This window comes from Jejubacter calystegiae, assembly GCF_005671395.1.
Classification (GTDB): Bacteria; Pseudomonadota; Gammaproteobacteria; order Enterobacterales; family Enterobacteriaceae; genus Jejubacter; species Jejubacter calystegiae.
In genome coordinates this window covers 1,255,482-1,273,484 of record NZ_CP040428.1, presented here as the reverse complement: position 1 = coordinate 1,273,484, position 18,003 = coordinate 1,255,482, and the positions used below count along the sequence as shown (strand labels likewise).

13 protein-coding genes are annotated in these 18,003 nt (G+C 57.1%); 6 read left to right on the top strand and 7 right to left on the bottom strand.

Going from position 1 to position 18,003, the window contains the following annotated elements; all coding sequences use genetic code 11:
* Positions 1-13: 13 nt before the first annotated feature.
* From tssM to FEM41_RS05845, 5 genes are read right to left on the bottom strand one after another with little or no spacing between them, the layout of a single operon-like run.
* Positions 14-3,643: a type VI secretion system membrane subunit TssM gene (gene tssM / locus FEM41_RS05865; protein ID WP_138095101.1), complete on the bottom strand. Its 3,630-nt coding sequence runs from the start codon at positions 3,641-3,643 to the stop codon at positions 14-16.
* Positions 3,644-3,645: 2 nt separating this feature from the next.
* Entirely contained in the window at positions 3,646-4,884 is a 1,239-nt protein-coding gene (locus tag FEM41_RS05860) for a DotU family type VI secretion system protein (protein ID WP_138095100.1), read from the bottom strand.
* 15 nt (positions 4,885-4,899) lie between these two features.
* Positions 4,900-6,243 carry a type VI secretion system baseplate subunit TssK gene (gene tssK / locus FEM41_RS05855; protein ID WP_138095099.1) on the bottom strand — a complete coding sequence of 448 codons (1,344 nt, stop codon included), beginning with the start codon at positions 6,241-6,243 and terminating at the stop codon, positions 4,900-4,902.
* A gap of 24 nt (positions 6,244-6,267) precedes the next feature.
* Positions 6,268-6,765 carry a type VI secretion system lipoprotein TssJ gene (gene tssJ, locus FEM41_RS05850; protein ID WP_138095098.1) on the bottom strand — a complete coding sequence of 166 codons (498 nt, stop codon included), beginning with the start codon at positions 6,763-6,765 and terminating at the stop codon, positions 6,268-6,270.
* A 30-nt stretch (positions 6,766-6,795) separates the two neighbouring features.
* Entirely contained in the window at positions 6,796-7,305 is a 510-nt protein-coding gene (locus tag FEM41_RS05845) for an SH3 domain-containing protein (protein ID WP_138095097.1), read from the bottom strand.
* Between the two features lie 719 nt (positions 7,306-8,024).
* Between FEM41_RS05845 and FEM41_RS05840 the strand changes: the two genes are divergently transcribed.
* On the top strand, positions 8,025-8,642 hold the full coding sequence (locus tag FEM41_RS05840; RefSeq protein ID WP_138095096.1) for a trimeric intracellular cation channel family protein: 618 nt from the start codon (positions 8,025-8,027) through the stop codon (positions 8,640-8,642).
* On the opposite strand, the gene ligB is transcribed toward FEM41_RS05840, so the two are convergent.
* Complete coding sequence (gene ligB, locus FEM41_RS05835) at positions 8,569-10,326, bottom strand: NAD-dependent DNA ligase LigB (RefSeq protein ID WP_138095095.1); 1,758 nt, start codon at positions 10,324-10,326, stop codon at positions 8,569-8,571. The two genes, FEM41_RS05840 and ligB, sit on opposite strands and share 74 nt — an antisense overlap.
* A 258-nt stretch (positions 10,327-10,584) precedes the next feature.
* On the opposite strand from ligB, the gene gmk reads away from it, so the two are divergent.
* The 5 genes from gmk to recG are packed head-to-tail and all read left to right on the top strand — an operon-like array spanning position 10,585 to position 16,446.
* Positions 10,585-11,208 (top strand): guanylate kinase, encoded by a 624-nt coding sequence (gene gmk / locus FEM41_RS05830; RefSeq protein ID WP_138095094.1) that lies wholly within the window; start codon positions 10,585-10,587, stop codon positions 11,206-11,208.
* Between the two features lie 54 nt (positions 11,209-11,262).
* Entirely contained in the window at positions 11,263-11,538 is a 276-nt protein-coding gene (rpoZ, locus tag FEM41_RS05825; protein WP_000135057.1) for a DNA-directed RNA polymerase subunit omega, read from the top strand.
* Positions 11,539-11,557: 19 nt separating this feature from the next.
* A complete protein-coding gene (spoT, locus tag FEM41_RS05820; protein WP_138095093.1) occupies positions 11,558-13,669 on the top strand; it encodes a bifunctional GTP diphosphokinase/guanosine-3',5'-bis pyrophosphate 3'-pyrophosphohydrolase in 2,112 nt (703 codons plus the stop codon).
* Between the two features lie 2 nt (positions 13,670-13,671).
* Complete coding sequence (gene trmH / locus FEM41_RS05815; RefSeq protein ID WP_138095092.1) at positions 13,672-14,361, top strand: tRNA (guanosine(18)-2'-O)-methyltransferase TrmH; 690 nt, start codon at positions 13,672-13,674, stop codon at positions 14,359-14,361.
* Positions 14,362-14,364: 3 nt separating this feature from the next.
* Complete coding sequence (recG, locus tag FEM41_RS05810; protein WP_138095091.1) at positions 14,365-16,446, top strand: ATP-dependent DNA helicase RecG; 2,082 nt, start codon at positions 14,365-14,367, stop codon at positions 16,444-16,446.
* Positions 16,447-16,641: 195 nt separating this feature from the next.
* On the opposite strand, the gene gltS is transcribed toward recG, so the two are convergent.
* On the bottom strand, positions 16,642-17,844 hold the full coding sequence (gene gltS / locus FEM41_RS05805) for a sodium/glutamate symporter (RefSeq protein WP_138095090.1): 1,203 nt from the start codon (positions 17,842-17,844) through the stop codon (positions 16,642-16,644).
* Positions 17,845-18,003: the final 159 nt, after the last annotated feature.

The following is an 18,003-nucleotide window of genomic DNA, read 5'->3' as shown; positions in this document are numbered from 1 at the left end:
CCTGTCCTTGTCGTTATGGGCATGAGAAGCCAGGCAACCGGAAAGGGTTACGAATACTGTTAGGCGTAAATTCCAGGGACACATGGTGCCCGTCGACCGTAAAGCTGGCCCTGCGGCTCAGATTGTTGCTACCGGCCGACTGGCGCGCCTGGTCGAAGAAGCGGTTAAGCGCCCAGGGACCGTTGGTGACCAGAGTGGCCGTGGTGCCGTCCGCCAGTCCCAACTGCATCCGCACCTGGTTGCTGCCGCCTGGCCCGGGCCAGCTCACCAGGCGTGAAGCCTGAGGGCCATGGCTGTACTGCAACTGCTGACCGTCCACGTCCAGGGTCATATTCAGCACATTGTTGTCCATCTCCAGGGTACGTACCGTCACCCGGAATGAAGGGCTGGTGGCGTTACCGGCAAAGAAGGCATCGCGAATGTGCTGCGCCTGCTGGAAGGGGCGCAGCAGTCCTTCGCTCCCCGGCAGGGTTTTACCGTCAATGCCCGGCATAAAGCGCCAACTGGAGCGGGTGGTGTCCACCTTGTTGGCCAGGTTATCCCGGAAGAAACTGTCCATCATCCCGCTGCCCGGCGCGAACATCTTCGCCAGATCGTCCGGCGTCACTTCGCTGCGCGCCGAGCGCACCAGCGGATAACGACCGGCGATGGCCTGACGACAGAAGCCGCCCACCTCCACGTTCACCCGCTTGCGCATGTTTTCCAGCTCGCGGCGCTGGGTGTCGCTGCTGGCGCCCACGGCCATGCCGCTAAACATGGTTTTAAGGCTCCCGGGCAGGCGCCCGGCGCTGGCCTGAAGCCGGCTGATGGCCTCGCCGCCCGGGGCAGGCATGCCGCTGTTGGCGGCATCCTGTACCGAGGTCAGATAGCGGTACAGCTCATCAAGCTGACGCAGGAAATCATCCAGCACGATAGTTTTGCCGCCTTTCTCCAGCGGCTGGGCCAGTTCGATAATGGGCGCATAGTGATCGGTGACCAGTTGCTCAGGCGTCTGAGCGGTGGCGGCCCCCTGTGCCGTATCGCCATCGCTGTGGAACAACGCTTCCAGCGTTTGCGTGGCCTTACTGCTCTTCTGCTCCGCATCGGCCTGCCCCTCAACCGCAGGCGCGTTGCGCGACAGGGTCAGCACCTTACTGAGGTTAATTACCATCCGGCGCAGCGGTGAGTTGCTGCCGGAAAGCAGCCGCGTGGTGTTAATACGCTGGGAAAGATCGGCGCTGTTATTCAGTTGCAGATCGGCCAGGTAGCCGTCCCAGTGGGCGATGAAGTCGCGCATATAGAGCTGACGCACCGCGTTGTCGGTCTGCTGTTTGTATTCCTGCGGGCCGCTTACGCCCAGTACCCAGGCATCGTCATCGTGCAGATCGGCGGCGACACTGGCTATCTGTCCGTTAAAGTGATTCCAGTAACCGTCCGGCGTGTAGAGCCCCGGTACGCCATCACTGACCGACTGTCCGCTTTTACGGGAAAAGACCAGTTCGCTCTGGGGACCGCCCAGGGTCGCCAGCGAGACCGGCTTTAGCCCGTCATCGCGTTCCAGCAGGCGCTTGAGTCGGCCATACACCCGGGTCGCCAGTGGATTCTGGTTGATAAGCTGCCGTTCTCTGGCGATCAGCGCTTCGTCTTTTTCCCATGGCGAGGACTGAATCTGCGGCTCCAGCAACTGACGCAGATGCTCAGAAAGCTGCGCCAGCTGTTCACGGGTAATGTTCTGCGGCAGGTTGCGTTGCAGATTCAGCATCACCCAGGAGTGCAGGAATTTGCCGTCGTAGTGCTTCGGCTGGTAGAGCATCTGATACGCCTTCAGCGCTTCATAGCTGTACTCCACGTCGCTGCCGTCGTCGCTGCGCAGCCAGCCGGTGATGCGCTGGGCCACTTCCGGCATCAGCATCTGCTGTAGCGCTTTCTGGTAGAGCGATTGCGAAGCGTCGCTGACGTCGAAACCGCGATACAGCCCCATACGGCGCGCCAGCGGCGGATCCTTAACATCAAAGGCATCGCTGTTCGGCAAGGTGACCAGGCCGTTAAGCAGCGGCAGCATGGAATAGAGATCGCGCTGATTCTGCTGTTGCAGATCCCGGCTCTGTTGTTCAATACCCGGAACTTTGGCATCCACCTCATTCAGGTAGCTGCGGTTTTTGCCATAGCTAATCAGCCACAGGGTGCCCAGAATCACCAGCAGCGCCAGCAAGGCCGCATAACCGGACCAGAGCAGCGCACGGCTGCGCAGCTCCCACCAGCGGTTATGGCCGGCAATTCCCGCTTCACGGAAGATAACGTTGTGCAGCAGGTTCTTAATAAAGAAGCTCTGACCTTTGGCGCCGGGGATCGGCGCCTCTTTGCTCACCGAATCCCAGTCACCGCCGTTATCGCCATCGGTGGGCAGCGACAGCGCTCGATTAAGGTTGCCCATCACCCGATCGAACGGCAGCCCTTCCTGAGTACCGCTGGCGAAATAGATACCGCGCGGTGAAAACTGGGTTTCGAAGTTAGAACGGGCGAATACCGTGCCCAGAAAATCGGTCAACAGCGGACGCAGCGCCGCAAACTCCTGAGGGAACAGATAGCTGTTGGCCCGGGCCTGAGAGTCGTTTTCATTCAGCAGGGTATCCGGCAGTCCGGCTTCCAGCCGCTGCTGTAACAGGGCGTATTCCTGATGCAGCGCTCCCATCACATCAAAACCTGCCTGCTTTGACTGTTCCCAGGGGAAGGTAAAGCCCCAGATCTGATCGCGCTGCGCTTTATCAAAGCTGGCGAAGTAGTCGCGGAACCCTTTCAGAAGGTCCGACTTGGTAACCAGCACATACACCGGAAAACGAATGCCGAGCTGCTCATGCAGTTCCGCCAGACGCTGGCGCATGCTGACCGCTTGCTGTTCCCGGGCTTCCGGCGACAGCGTCAGGAGATCGCTAACGCTGACGGTAACAATCACGCCGTTAATCGGCTGGCGGCGGCGATATTTACGCAGCAGGCCGACAAAATCGAGCCATTCTCCGGCATCCCGCTCCTGCTCGCTCTCCTGGGTGGTATAGCGCCCGGCGGTATCCAGCAGCACGGCTTCATTGGTAAACCACCAGTCGCAGTTGCGGGTGCCGCCGATACCACGCAGCGCGGTACGGCCAAAGCGGTCCGCCAGCGGGAACTGGAGCCCGGAATTAACCAGCGCCGTGGTTTTACCGGAGCCCGGCGCCCCGATAATGACATACCAGGGGAGCTGATAAAGATACTGACTGCTAAAGCGCTGCGACCAGAGTGCGCTGCGCTTCTCTTTCTGGCTGAAGTGGGCCTTTTTCAGAACCTGGGCGGCTTCATCAAAGCGATCGGCCAGGATCCCCTCTTCGTTGTTGAGGCGCTTGCGATCCGAGCCATCCTCCCCTTCCGGGGCGGCTTTGCCACTGTTGAGGTTATCCACCAGCTTGCGGTTAAGCCAGGCGTTGTATAACCGCGGCACCAGATGGCTGTGGATCCAGATCAGATAGATCAGCCCGATGCTGATCACCCGGTTCTGCGTGGATTCCAGGGGGCGGGTGTCGGCAATAGACATCAGCGGCCCAATCATCCAGATGACCGCCGCCACCGCAGTGGCCCCCAGGAATCCCCAGAGCAGGCGGTTGGTCAGAATTGCGATGAGTGTATTCAGCATGCTTAGTTTCCTTGCGACATCCCGTTCAACTCCGCCTGGGTAGTGCCCGGCGCGACCAGCAGCGTGATCTCCACGCGGCGGTTAAGGGCGCGGTTTGCCGCCGAATTATTCGGCGCAACGGGATCCATTTCGCCCCGGCCTTCCGCCTTGACGCGGTCCGGCTGCGTGAGATGTTTGCGTAACATGCTCTGTACCGATTCGGCGCGGGCCAGGGAAAGTTCGTAGTTCGATGCAAAGCGGGCGCTGCGGATTGGCACGTTATCGCTGTAACCGATCACCAGAATCCGGCCGCTGACGTTATTCATCGCCTGAGCGACGCGGTTGATGACCGCTTCGTAGCGATCGCGCACCACGGTAGAGGCGGAAGCGAACAGGCCATCCCCTTTCAGAATTACCACGCTGCGATCGGCCTCGTCGCGGACCGCCACCAGCCCCTCTTCGATTTCCGGACGCAGGAAACCGCGCAGATCCAGCACCGCAGGGAGCGGCTCTGCGGGCTTCTGAATTTTGGTTTCCGGTAGCGGCGTTTGATAGATTTTCGCCAGCACCGGACTGGTGGCATCGCCCAGACGCCAGTTGAGGATGATGTAGAACAGACAGGCCAGGAATCCCGCCAGCGCCGCGCAGGCCCACAGCGGTACCGCCGGGCGCCACAGCTTGCTCATGACCGGCTGATCTTCCGGATGTGGAGAGAGGGGGGGCGGGTAGCTGCCACGTACGCCGCGAATCATCTGCCCCAGCCGCTGCTTGATGGTGTCCAGTTGGGTACGGCCGTTATCCATCACCCGGTAGCGTCCCTCAAAGCCCAGCAGCAGGCAGAAGTTAATCAGCTCCAGCAGCTCGACGTGCTGGCGTGGGTTCTGAGACAGACGCGCCAGTAGCTGGAAGAACTTTTCGCCGCCCCAGGTTTCATTATGAAAGGTCACCAGCAGACCGCTGCCGGACCAGATGCCGCGACTTCCCCACGGCGTCAGTGAAGCCGCCTCATCCAGGGCAGTGCACAGGCAATAGCGGGCGCCGACGATGGCTTCATAGCTCAGCCCCGCCTTCTGGCAACGCACTTCAAAGCGACGAATTTCATCGATCAGGCGCTGGCGCAGACCGCTCTGGTCGTCGTGAGACACCGAATGGCGAATCTGCGAAATCGCATTGAGCAGCGGGTTGGCGGCAGAAACCAGTGGATTGGTACCGCCTGCCCCGGAAAAGTCGGCATCGCTGCCGTTAACCTGGTGTTCCTGCATAAAGGCTCTTTCTCGTTACTCTTTCGGGCCGCGAATTGCCCAAAATTCCATATCCAGGCCCGGGAATTCCCCGGCCAGATGCAGTGCGAAGGCGCCGGATTTCTCCATCTCTTTCCAGAGCTCGCCCCCTTTTTCCAGCTCGAAATAGCTATAGCCGGCATGCCAGGGGATCTGCGGCGGCGCAACCGGCATGGTTCGCAGCACCATGCCAGGCAGTTGAAGCTGTACCAGATCGCGAATTTTGGTGACCGGTGCCACCTTCATCTGTGCCGGAAAGTGGCTCTGGAGCGTATCGCCCGGTACGCTGGCCTTGACCGCCAGCACAAAGCCAAAGTCGCGAACCATGTTGCTGTCCGGTACTGTGGCGACGTTCAGGCCGTGAGTACGTTCCACCAGCGGGATCTGGATGGCGCTCTCTTCCATCACCAGAGAGAGGGACTGGCGCAGCATTAGCATCAGCTTGCCGAAGCAGCCCGCCAAATCGTCATGGTCATAAGCCGGCAGTACGGCATCTGGCATACGCTGTGGTCCCCAGGAGGTGAGCTCGGTGGCAAAAGCCAGCCAGTCACGCCACAGTGATTCGGGATGCAGCAGTGGTAGCGCTTTCAGATGGCTGACCAGCCCGATATGGTGATTCACCAACGCCAGCAGCGAGAACTCCACCATCTCGGAAGTATTGAAGCGCCCGGGTTTGCGCAGGCGCAGGCCAATTTGCTGGCTGCGCTGTTGCAGTAGCCCCTGCATATCGTTGAGCAGGCCGTAAAGCTGGCCATTATTGATGGCGTTAAGAGTGGGAGGAATGTAGCCAGTGTCCAGACGAACCTGGTTGTCGTTGCGCTTTTCAATGACCTGCGCAACGCCAATAGCCGTCCATTCCGGGCTAAGTTCCTCTTCCAGCATCAATCGCAGACGCTGACGACCGAACTGTAGCGCCGCCGGACCAACGGAAAGTGCGTTATCGTCATCCACCTCTTCTTCAAAGGTGACATAGCGCGCCAGCGAGTCCGGCGCATCGCTAAAAATTACCTCTTCCCGGCCGCCGCGACGGGCAGGCAGCGCCAGCACCACGCGGGCGTTACTCAGATTATCCGGGATCTCGAGCGGTACGGGGCCCAGCCGGGCTTCGCGAAAAGAAAAGGGCGTGCCGTCCGGCAGAATACCGCTGGCGGTGCTAAGAGCTACACAGCCCTGGCGCAGCATCGCCTCGTCGAATTCCATATCGAGAAAGCCCCACAGCCAGGGACGCTGTACGCCGCCCCACTCCCTGATCTGGTTTTGCAGGAAGCTTTCGGCACGCTGAAAGTGGTGAGGGCGCAGGAACATGCCTTCCGTCCAGACCACCTTTTCTGCTTTATTCATACTGATTTCCTGTCGGGAGAGCCATTACTTATCAACGACCCGAATACCGTTGATATCAAGGAAAAGGCTGGCCTGGAGCTCGTCGGAGGACCATGACCAGAAACTGCTGTCATCGGGAGAAGGAAGCGGTAGCGAGATGCGCCATTTTTTTCCGTCCAGCTGCTGATACTCCGCCACGATGCCGATATAGCGTGCCTCGGGCGAACTACGCCCGGTCAGGACTTTATTAAGCTGTCCTGGCATCAGGAAGAATTCGTCGCTGTTCAGCAGGCTACCCGCCAGCGCTTTCGAATCACCGTTCTGCAATGACCAGAAGTCGGCGGACATAAAGCCAGCGTCGGATTTCAGCAACAGCACCCTGACCTTAAGCGGTGCGGCATTGTTAATCTGCGGATGAGCACGGAATGTCAGGCGATAGGAGGGAGCATCGCTGTGTGTCGATGAACTACAGCCGCTTATCAGGGCAAAAACGGCCAGAAAAAGCGCCAGCCAGACGTGGCGCAATAAATCGCTTCTCATCATAAGGCATCGCTCAAGGTCAACAGAACAGAGTTAGTCGATAATCCAGGTACCGCTATCCGCATTGCGGCAAGCGGTGCTGCTGCTGCCTACGTCGACGCAGTTATTTTGCTTCACCGGTTTCGGTGCGGCACGACGCGCCGGGCGCGGACGTCGGATGGTTTGCTCATAGCGTTCGCTGGGCACCACCGAGCGCAGAGGCACATAGCCAATCATTTCGCCTCTACCGCGCTCGGCAACGGCCATCCAGAAGTTCTCTGCCTGGCCCAGGATGTTATAGGTGGCGCCGCTTTGTAGACGGCGGATCTCCGTACCGCCAAAGCCCGGCGTACTCATAACTGCAGCACCATACAGCGCCCGGTACTCTTTATTAATGGGTTTAAATTCCCTGGGTGGCACAACCGCATGGCGGTGAGTCAGCGTTGTGCCGTTTACTTCCGACGAGACAATCGTATCGTCTGTGATGGAGGGCGCTGGCGCTGGCGCCTGACAACCCGATATTGCTGTAACAACCAAACAAGTTAGGATGATTCTCATCTTCATTATTTTTTCCACTACAGGTTACATTTTTATTTGATTATCAAAGGGAAATAACATGTTGTTATTTTCGTGACAGGCACTGAAATGCATATTTTCAGACAGATGAGTGGGTTCTCCACTCCCTGATATTTGTAGGGTTAAGGCATAGCTACCGCAGGGGTTTTACACCGCAAAACCCTATGGTTATTTTATTGTTAAAAAGTTTTTTCAAGATTTTACATGACAGAGAATACAATTCAATCCCATTGATACATGCCCAACAATCGGAAAAATTCAGCTAAACAGTCTGATTATTTAAGTAACCTTACGTTTTAAAAAAGAAAAACCCCCAAACACATATCCATACAAAAATAGAGGATTCAGTTAAATCCTATAAGAAATAACTTTTTTGCACTGGGTAATAATTAGAATATGAACTTTGTTGACTATTGTTTGCGCAGAAAAAAATCGAAAAATTAGCGAAGCGCACCTTTAGTCACGCCATTAACGACGGAACCCGGTATAGCCTGGCAGGAAGTGATAACAGGTCATTCATGCAATAAAAAGACAGGAAATACTTATGATAAAAAACAGGAAGGAAAGTATAAAAATTGAATAAAAACATAAAAATAGTGCAATCACATCATTAAAAAAACTTATCAATAAAGCCTTCTACAAAAAATCTCAATCGAGGATTTCACCGTAACTCGTTACCCTGCGCCGCAACAGTGACGGAGAACGCAATGCTGCTACACATTCTTTACCTTATTGGAATAACCGCGGAAGCCATGACGGGCGCGTTGGCTGCAGGCCGCCGCCGCATGGATACCTTCGGGGTCATTATTATTGCAACAGCCACCGCCCTGGGCGGCGGCTCGGTACGCGATCTCCTGCTGGGCCATTACCCTCTTGGCTGGGTAAAGCATCCGGAATATGTGGTTATTGTGGCAATAGCCGCAGTTGTGACCACCATTCTGGCCCCGGTGATGCCGCACCTGCGACGCCTGTTTCTGGTGCTCGATGCCCTGGGCCTGGTGGTGTTTTCCATTATCGGCGCTCAAATCGCGCTGGATATGGGGGAAGGGCCCGTTATCGCCGCCATCGCCGCAGTCATTACCGGCGTTTTTGGCGGCGTACTGCGCGACATGTTCTGTAAACGCATTCCTCTGGTATTCCAGAAAGAGCTGTACGCCGGTATCTCCTTCGCTTCCGCCGTACTTTATATTGCTCTGCAACATCTGGTCACCAGTCAGGATACGGTTGTGATCGCCACCCTGCTGTTCGGCTTTACCGCCCGCCTGCTGGCACTGCGCTTTCGGTTGGGGTTGCCGGTGTTTCACTATAATCATTCGTCCCATTAACGGCCTTGCTCATATCGGCAAAGGCCTCAACCCCCTGACGAGTAAGCCAGTCCACTATCATCATCACATCCGGGTGATGGATAAAATCCATCAGCGCTCTGGCACGTACCGCCCCTACCCCGGGCAGGCGACGCCACTCCAGTTCATTCCAGCTCATGAGCTGTGGCCAGCGGACCTCCGCCAGCGAAAGCGAGGCCTGTTCAGGCAAAGGAAGTCCCAGCGCCTTTATCCAGCGCGGCAAAGGCATACGGCGGGTTAAATTAAAGCGATGCCAGAGCGCCGCGGCACGCTGTGGCGAAAAACCCGGCGTCAGACGCAGCGCCTGCGGCGATAGCGCCAGCCAGCTAAATGGATGTTCAAAGCGGTGTGTCTGTAGCAGTTGCCGCCAGCCTGACGGCCCCAGACCGGTAATATCCAGAGCCTGACGCTGACCCAGCCAGATCAGGCGCGCCAGGAACTGCTCCCGGCAGACCGCAGTATCCCGAAAGCAGTCGAGGGTTCCCCCCTCATTCGGCAATGGGGAAGCATCGGTCTGACACACCGCACGCCAGGCTACCTCATCCAGCCGAGGAATGCCCAACCCCGCCAGACTCAGGCTAATCAGATCCCCTGGGCCGACATCTAACTGTCGCCAGCGCTTCACGGAACCGATATTGACCCTGGTGACGCGCTTATCGCCCAGCATCACCGGCTCCAGAGCCAGAACCACCGCCACTCTGCCGGTGCGGCCAGTCTGGAACAGCACTTTTTTAACCGATGCGACCTGAAGCTGAGGCGGATATTTCCATGCCGCGATCCAGCTCCCCTGCCCCGGGCGCCAGGCAGCAGATGGCGGCACCCGTTCACTGCGAATCACGATACCATCGGTCACAAAGGGTAGCGGCTGATTGAGCCAGCGGTCACGTAACCTGACCACCTGAGTGGCATCGCTGACCGGCTCAGACCAGTCACGCGTCAGGGTAAAGCCTGCGCCAGCCAGTATCTCTAACTGCTCCTGCATCCGGACTGGACCATCCGGCCAGGCCCAGATAAAGAGTCCTAACCGCCGGTAGATATCGGACTGCGGTTTTTTCCGCATCATGGCGCCCGCGACTGTCGCACGCGCATTCATCCCGCCATCGCGCCCCTGGATATGCCCGTCACGCTTCAGAAATATCTCTCCCTGCAGCACGCTGTCTGCCAGGGGGGCTGGCACATGCTGAGGAATGGCGGGAATGAGCCTGGCTTTCTCCGTCCAGTCCTCGCCTTGCAGTCCATCGCCCCGGCTGATCGCCTGTTCAAACCGCCCGCCACGATACACCAGGGTCACGGCGACGCCGTCCACTTTCGGCTGAACCCAAAGAGCCCCTTTGTCGCGCATCCACGCCGTCAACGCCATTACATCACGCAGTTTCGCCACCCCCGTATGGGCAACGGGGTGCTCGCGATTCCCCCGCCCCGGCAAACGGCGTTCATCCCGCGGCGGTTCCCCCGCACAGCGGCGCCAACGCGCCAGGCGTTCGCTAAGACGATCGTACAATGCGTCGCTTATCTGGCTTTCGCCCTGCTGATGATAAGCGCGATCCCATAACGCGATTTTCTGCGCCAGCCGCCCGGTTTCCTGCCGTAACTGACCGGCAGACCAGGCCGGACATTCCGCCAGCGCCGCGAAACTCACCAACCATAACAACACACATTTCCACATCCTTCCCTCCCCCTCCGTGGTGTTTCGGGCCAACACTAGCGCTGACCGATAACCGCTCCCAGCGCCAGGGTTTGATTATTCGGGAAAGATTCCAGGCTTATTTCGCTGTTGCATAACGCCAGCATAAAAACAGGAAAACGGTTCGCAATGGTGAACAAAACGCCAGGAAAGATGTGACAAAAGCTACGTCAGGCCGCGGCGACGTGTATAATAGGCGGGTATAAACACTCCATTTATACATATCTAAGTAAAGAATTCATGGTTCAGGGCACGCTCTATATTGTTTCCGCGCCCAGCGGTGCGGGTAAATCCAGCCTGATTCAGGCTCTGTTGAAAACGCAACCGCTGTACGATACTCAGGTTTCCGTCTCACACACTACGCGCGCGGCTCGCCCCGGCGAGGTGCACGGCGAGCATTACTTCTTCACAGACAGAGAAGAGTTTCAGCAAATGATCGCCCGGGATGCTTTCCTGGAGCACGCGGAAGTGTTCGGCAATTATTACGGCACCTCGCGCGAAACTATCGAGCAGGTGCTGGCTACCGGAGTGGATATCTTTCTGGATATCGACTGGCAGGGAGCCCAGCAGATTCGCAACAGGATGCCGCAGGCGCGCAGCATCTTTATTTTGCCTCCCTCGAAAGAGGAGCTGGATCGCCGCCTGCGTGGCCGCGGGCAGGATAGCGAAGAGGTCATCTCCCGCCGTATGGCGCTGGCGGTAGCGGAAATGAGCCACTACGCCGAATATGATTACCTGATCGTCAACGACGATTTCGATACCGCGCTGAACGATCTGAAGACCATTATTCGCGCAGAGCGTCTGCGCATGGGTCGTCAGAAACAGCGACATGACGCTTTAATCACCAAACTATTGGCAGACTGAGCCTGGTTTTCGTATCATGCCCAGTCATTTCTTCACCTGTGGAGCATTTTAAATATGGCACGCGTAACTGTTCAGGACGCTGTAGAGAAAATTGGTAACCGTTTTGACCTGGTACTGGTCGCCGCGCGTCGCGCTCGTCAGATGCAGGTAGGCGGCAAAGATCCGCTGGTACCGGAAGAAAACGATAAAACGACCGTTATCGCACTGCGCGAAATCGAAGAAGGTCTGATCAATAATCAGATCCTTGATGTGCGCGAGCGCCAGGAGCAGCAGGAGCAGGAAGCCGCTGAAATCCAGGCCGTCACCGCTATTGCCGAAGGCCGTCGTTAATTCACATAGCGGGTAACCTTTGTATCTGTTCGAAAGCCTGAATCAGCTGATTCAAAACTATCTGCCTGCAGACCAGATTAAGCGTCTGCAACAGGCTTATTTAGTTGCGCGTGATGCTCACGAGGGCCAGACACGTTCAAGCGGCGAACCCTATATCACTCACCCGGTAGCGGTGGCCTGCATTCTGGCCGAGATGAAACTCGACTATGAAACGCTCATGGCCGCCCTGCTGCATGATGTGATTGAAGATACCCCCGCCACCTACCAGGATATGGAACAGCTGTTCGGCAAAAGCGTTGCCGAACTGGTGGAAGGGGTTTCTAAGCTGGATAAGCTTAAATTCCGCGACAAAAAAGAGGCCCAGGCGGAAAACTTCCGCAAAATGATTATGGCGATGGTGCAAGACATCCGCGTCATTCTGATTAAACTGGCCGACCGCACCCACAATATGCGGACCCTGGGCGCCCTGCGTCCGGATAAACGGCGCCGCATCGCCCGGGAAACACTGGAGATCTACAGCCCTCTGGCCCATCGTCTGGGTATTCATAACCTGAAGACCGAGCTGGAAGAGCTGGGATTTGAAGCCCTTTATCCCAACCGCTATCGCGTCATTAAAGAAGTCGTTAAAGCAGCGCGCGGGAACCGTAAAGAGATGATTCAAAAAATCCTCTCGGAAATTGAAGGGCGGCTCCAGGAAGCGGGAATTCCCTGTCGCGTTAGCGGTCGTGAGAAGCATCTGTATTCGATCTACTGCAAAATGGTGCTGAAAGAGCAGCGTTTTCACTCGATCATGGATATTTATGCCTTCCGCGTGATCGTGAAAGATGTCGATACCTGTTACCGGGTTCTGGGGCAGATGCATAGCCTGTATAAGCCACGCCCTGGCCGGGTAAAAGACTATATCGCCATTCCCAAGGCCAACGGCTATCAGTCGCTGCACACTTCGATGATCGGGCCGCACGGCGTGCCGGTGGAAGTGCAGATCCGTACCGAAGATATGGATCAGATGGCCGAGATGGGGGTTGCCGCCCACTGGGCCTATAAAGAGCAGGGCGAAAGCAGCACCACCGCGCAGATCCGCGCCCAGCGCTGGATGCAAAGCCTGCTGGAACTTCAGCAGAGCGCCGGTAGCTCATTTGAATTTATCGAGAGCGTAAAATCCGATCTGTTCCCGGATGAGATTTACGTTTTCACACCCGAAGGACGCATCGTCGAACTGCCTACCGGCGCCACGCCGGTGGATTTTGCCTACGCGGTACATACCGATATCGGTCATGCCTGCGTCGGCGCCCGCGTCGACAGACAGCCCTACCCGCTTTCCCAGCCGCTGGCCAGCGGCCAGACCGTCGAAATTATCACCGCGCCTGGCGCCCGCCCCAATGCCGCATGGCTTAACTTTGTGGTGAGCTCGAAAGCCCGGGCGCGCATCCGTCAGATGCTGAAGAATCTCAAGCGTGATGACTCCGTCAGCCTGGGGCGTCGCCTGCTGAATCACGCGCTGGGCGGTAGCCGTAAACTGGCAGAAATCCCTCAGCAGGATATCCAGCGCGAGCTGGATCGCATGAAGCTCGGCTCTCTTGACGATCTGCTGGCGGAAATCGGTCTGGGTAACGCCATGAGCGTCGTCGTCGCCAAAAACCTTCTACAGGGCGAAACTTCTTCCGAGCAAGGTACGGCCACTAATCACCATCACCTGCCGATCAAAGGCGCCGATGGCGTGCTGATCACCTTCGCCAAGTGCTGTCGCCCCATTCCTGGCGATCCCATTGTGGCACACGTGAGTCCAGGTAAAGGGCTGGTTATCCATCATGAATCCTGCCGTAATATTCGCGGCTACCAGAAAGAGCCAGAGAAGTTTATGGCGGTCGAGTGGGATAAAGAGACCGAGCAGGAATTCATTACTGAAATTAAGGTGGATATGTTTAACCACCAGGGCGCACTGGCCAACCTGACGGCCTCGATTAACACGGCTGGTTCGAATATTCAGAGTCTGAATACGGAAGAAAAAGACGGTCGTGTCTACACCGCCTTTATCCGCCTGACGGCCCGCGACCGTATCCATCTGGCAAACATTATGCGTAAGATTCGCGTAATGCCGGATGTGATAAAAGTCACCCGCAACAGAAACTAATCATGAACCTGCAGCGCCACGCCCGAATCCGCGAGATGCTGGCCCGTCGCCAGACCGACCTGACGGTGTGTATGGAGCAGGTACATAAACCCCATAACGTCTCTGCCATTATCCGTACCGCAGATGCCGTTGGTGTACATGAGGTCCATGCGATCTGGCCGGGCAATCGCCTCCGCACCATGTATTCCTCCGCCGCAGGTAGCAACAGTTGGGTGCAGGTGAAGACCCATCCCACTATCGACGATGCGGTTGTGCATCTGAAACAGCAGGGCATGCAGATTCTGGCGACTCATCTTTCCGATAGCGCCGTCGATTTTCGTGAAATCGACTATACCCGCCCCACCTGTATTCTGATGGGGCAGGAGAAAACCGGCATCACTCAGGAAGCGCTGGACCTGGCCGATTGCGACATCATTATTCCGATGATCGGTATGGTGCAGTCACTGAATGTTTCCGTCGCATCGGCCCTGATTCTTTATGAAGCGCAGCGTCAGCGCCAGAATGCCGGCATGTACCAGCGGCACAACAGCATGCTGCCCGATGCCGATCAGCAGCGCCTGTTGTTCGAAGGAGGGTTCCCGGTGCTGGCGAAAGTGGCAAAGCGTAAAGGATTACCCTACCCTCACATTACCGACAGCGGCGAAATTGATGCTGAGCCTGGTTGGTGGGCCGCTATGCAGGCGGCAGGGTGAGCCATGAAAGGCCGACTTCTTGACGCCGTTCCACTCCATTCGCTGACTGGCGTTGGCGCCAGTCAGAGTGAGAAGCTGGCGAAGATTGGCTTGTACAACGTCCAAGATTTGCTGCTGCATCTGCCGCTGCGCTATGAAGACCGCACCCGACTTTACCCCATTGGCGAACTTCTGCCCGGCGTCTATGCCTCGGTGGAAGGCGAAGTCCTGAATAGCAGCATTACCTTTGGTCGACGCCGTATGCTGGTCTGCCAGATAAGCGACGGCAGCGGCATACTTACCCTGCGCTTCTTCAACTTTAACGCGGCCATGAAAAACAGTCTGGCCCCCGGCCGGCGAGTACAGGCCTGGGGTGAGGCGAAGCGCGGGCAACACGGCGCCGAGATGATCCACCCGGAATATCGCATTCAGGGGGAACAGGGAACGCCCGAACTGCAGGAGACGCTCACACCGGTTTACCCCACCACCGAAGGAGTGCGCCAGGCCACGCTGCGCAAACTCACGGACCAGGCACTGGATTTGCTGGAAAGCTGCGCCATTGCCGAACTGCTGCCGCCAGAGCTGGCCTCTGGCATGATGAGTCTGCCGGATGCGCTACGTACGCTGCACCGGCCACCGCCATCGCTGCAGCTCAGCGATCTGGAAAGCGGTAAACATCCGGCCCAGCGCCGCCTGATTCTGGAAGAGTTACTGGCCCATAACCTCAGCATGCTGGCGTTACGTGCTGGCGCCAGACGGTATCTGGCCCGCCCCCTGGAAGCGCAGGACAATCTGAAAAATGCCCTTCTGACCGCACTGCCTTTTAAACCCACCGGCGCCCAGCAGCGCGTGGTGGCGGATGTCGAGCGCGATATGGCCCTGGATTCCCCGATGATGCGCCTGGTCCAGGGCGATGTTGGCTCCGGTAAAACGCTGGTCGCCGCACTGGCAGCGTTGCGCGCTATCGCCAACGGTCAGCAGGTGGCAATGATGGCGCCAACTGAACTGCTGGCAGAACAGCATGCCAACAACTTCCGCGCCTGGTTTGAGCCCCTGGGCGTCGAGGTCGGCTGGCTGGCGGGCAAGCAGAAGGGGAAAGCGCGTCAGGCCCAGCAGGAGGCCATCGCCAGCGGCCAGATCTCTATGGTGGTGGGCACCCACGCCATCTTTCAGGAGCAGGTGCAGTTCCATAGTCTGGCTCTGGTGATTATCGACGAACAGCATCGTTTTGGCGTACACCAGCGCCTGGCGCTGTGGGAAAAGGGCGAGCAGCAGGGTTTCCATCCCCACCAGTTGATTATGACCGCCACTCCCATTCCCCGAACTCTGGCCATGACCGCCTATGCCGATCTCGATACCTCTGTTATCGACGAGCTGCCGCCGGGTCGCACGCCAGTGACGACGGTGGCGATCCCCGATACCCGACGCGTCGATATTATCGAACGGGTACGCAATGCCTGCCTTCAGGAAGGTCGTCAGGCCTACTGGGTCTGTACCCTGATTGAAGAGTCCGATCTGCTGGAAGCCCAGGCCGCCGAAGCCACCTGGCAGGAGTTGAAAGTGGCACTACCCGAGCTGAATGTCGGACTTGTGCATGGTCGCATGAAGCCTCAGGAAAAGCAGGAGGTCATGCGGGCCTTTAAACAGGGCGAGCTACACCTGCTGGTAGCCACCACGGTAATTGAAGTGGGGGTGGACGTTCCCAACGCCAGTCTGATGATTATCGAAAACCCGGAACGGCTGGGTCTGGCCCAGCTCCATCAGCTACGCGGCCGCGTCGGGCGTGGCGCCGTGGCCTCACACTGTGTACTGCTCTATAAATCGCCGCTGTCAAAAACGGCTCAGAAGCGTCTGCAGGTACTGCGTGACAGTAACGACGGTTTTGTTATCGCCCAGAAGGATCTGGAGATTCGCGGCCCCGGCGAATTACTGGGTACCCGCCAGACTGGTAATGCGGAATTCAAAGTTGCGGACCTGCTACGCGATCAGGCCATGATCCCAGAAGTGCAGCGCGTAGCCCGCCATATCCACGAACGCTGGCCGGAACAGGCTCAGGCGCTTATCGAACGCTGGATGCCGGAAACCGAACGCTACTCCAACGCCTGACCTCTTCCGCCAGAAGGCAGAAACCTCAGGCGCTATGCGCCTTATATTGCACCATCACCAAATACCTTTCCGAAATGAACAGCTATTGCTGCGAAGATCCCCTCACTTTTTTGCACAACCGCGGCAAAATTCATAAAAAACGGATTACGGGCAGTGATGGCCGTAATCCGTTCTGTACAGAATGTACGTGATTTGCTAGCCAAAAATCGGCAGCAGCAGATAGAGCTTAATCACCAACGCGTTCACGATATCAATAAAGAAAGCTCCGACCATCGGCACCACCAGGAAGGCCATATGGGACGGACCAAAACGCTCTGTAATGGCCTGCATATTGGCGATAGCCGTCGGGGTCGCCCCCAGGCCAAAGCCGCAGTGACCTGCCGCCAGAACCGCTGCATCGTAGTTCTTACCCATAAATCGCCAGGTCACAAAGATGGCGTACAGCGCCATAAACAGCGTCTGGGTCGCCAGAATCACCAGCATCGGCAGCGCCAACGACGCCAGTTCCCACAGCTTGAGGCTCATTAACGCCATCGCCAGGAATAGCGACAAACAGACGTTGCCCAGAACAGAGACCGCTCGATCGAAAACCTGATAGAACCCCAGGAATGCCAGGGTATTGCTGAGGATAACCCCAATAAACAGAACACAAACGAAGGTTGGCAACTCAAAGACCGTGCCCTGCAGCAGTTGCGCAACCACTTTACCCACGGTCAGACAGATTGCAATCAGCGCAATGGTTTCCACCAGCACCAGCGAGGTAATCATGCGGCCAATGGCCGGTTTTTCGAATGCACTCGGCGTCTCGCTGTCGTCCGGCATGCCTTCCGGCGTGGAGGAGTGCTTCACCAGGAAGCGGGCCACCGGACCGCCGATCAACCCCCCCAGCACCAGGCCAAAGGTAGCGCAGGCCATAGCGACTTCGGTCGCATTTTCAAAACCATAGCGCTCAACAAACAGCTTACTCCATGCCGCACCGGTTCCGTGACCACCGGACAGGGTTATTGAACCCGCCAGCAGCCCCATCAGCGGATCCAACCCCAGCAGGCTGGCCATACCGATGCCAATAGCGTTCTGCATCAGCAACAGTCCCACCACCACAATCAGGAAGGTACCCAGTACCTTGCCGCCGGAACGCAGACTGGCCAGGTTAGCATTCAAGCCAATGGTCGCAAAGAAAGCCAACATTAGCGGGTCTTTCAGACTCATATCAAAGTCGATTTCCCATCCGATGCTCAGTTTCAGCACCAGTAGCGCTAACGCCACCAGCAAACCGCCCGCAACCGGTTCAGGAATAGTGTATTTCTTTAAAACAGGAACGCCCTGGACCAGTTTACGTCCGAGCAACAGAACCAGCGTAGCGGCTACGAGGGTGGAGAGGGTGTCGAGGTGAAACATAGTGAGCTCCTTTATCGCACAACGTTTCGCTCAAACGCGAAACACTTCCCCTGTTTTTCTCTGTGTTTTAATAACAGGAACCGGATTCTAAACAAAAAGTGGTCAAAAGTTATATAAAAGTCCTGTTTTGCAGTTTTAAATATTTGCACTTCCGCAAAG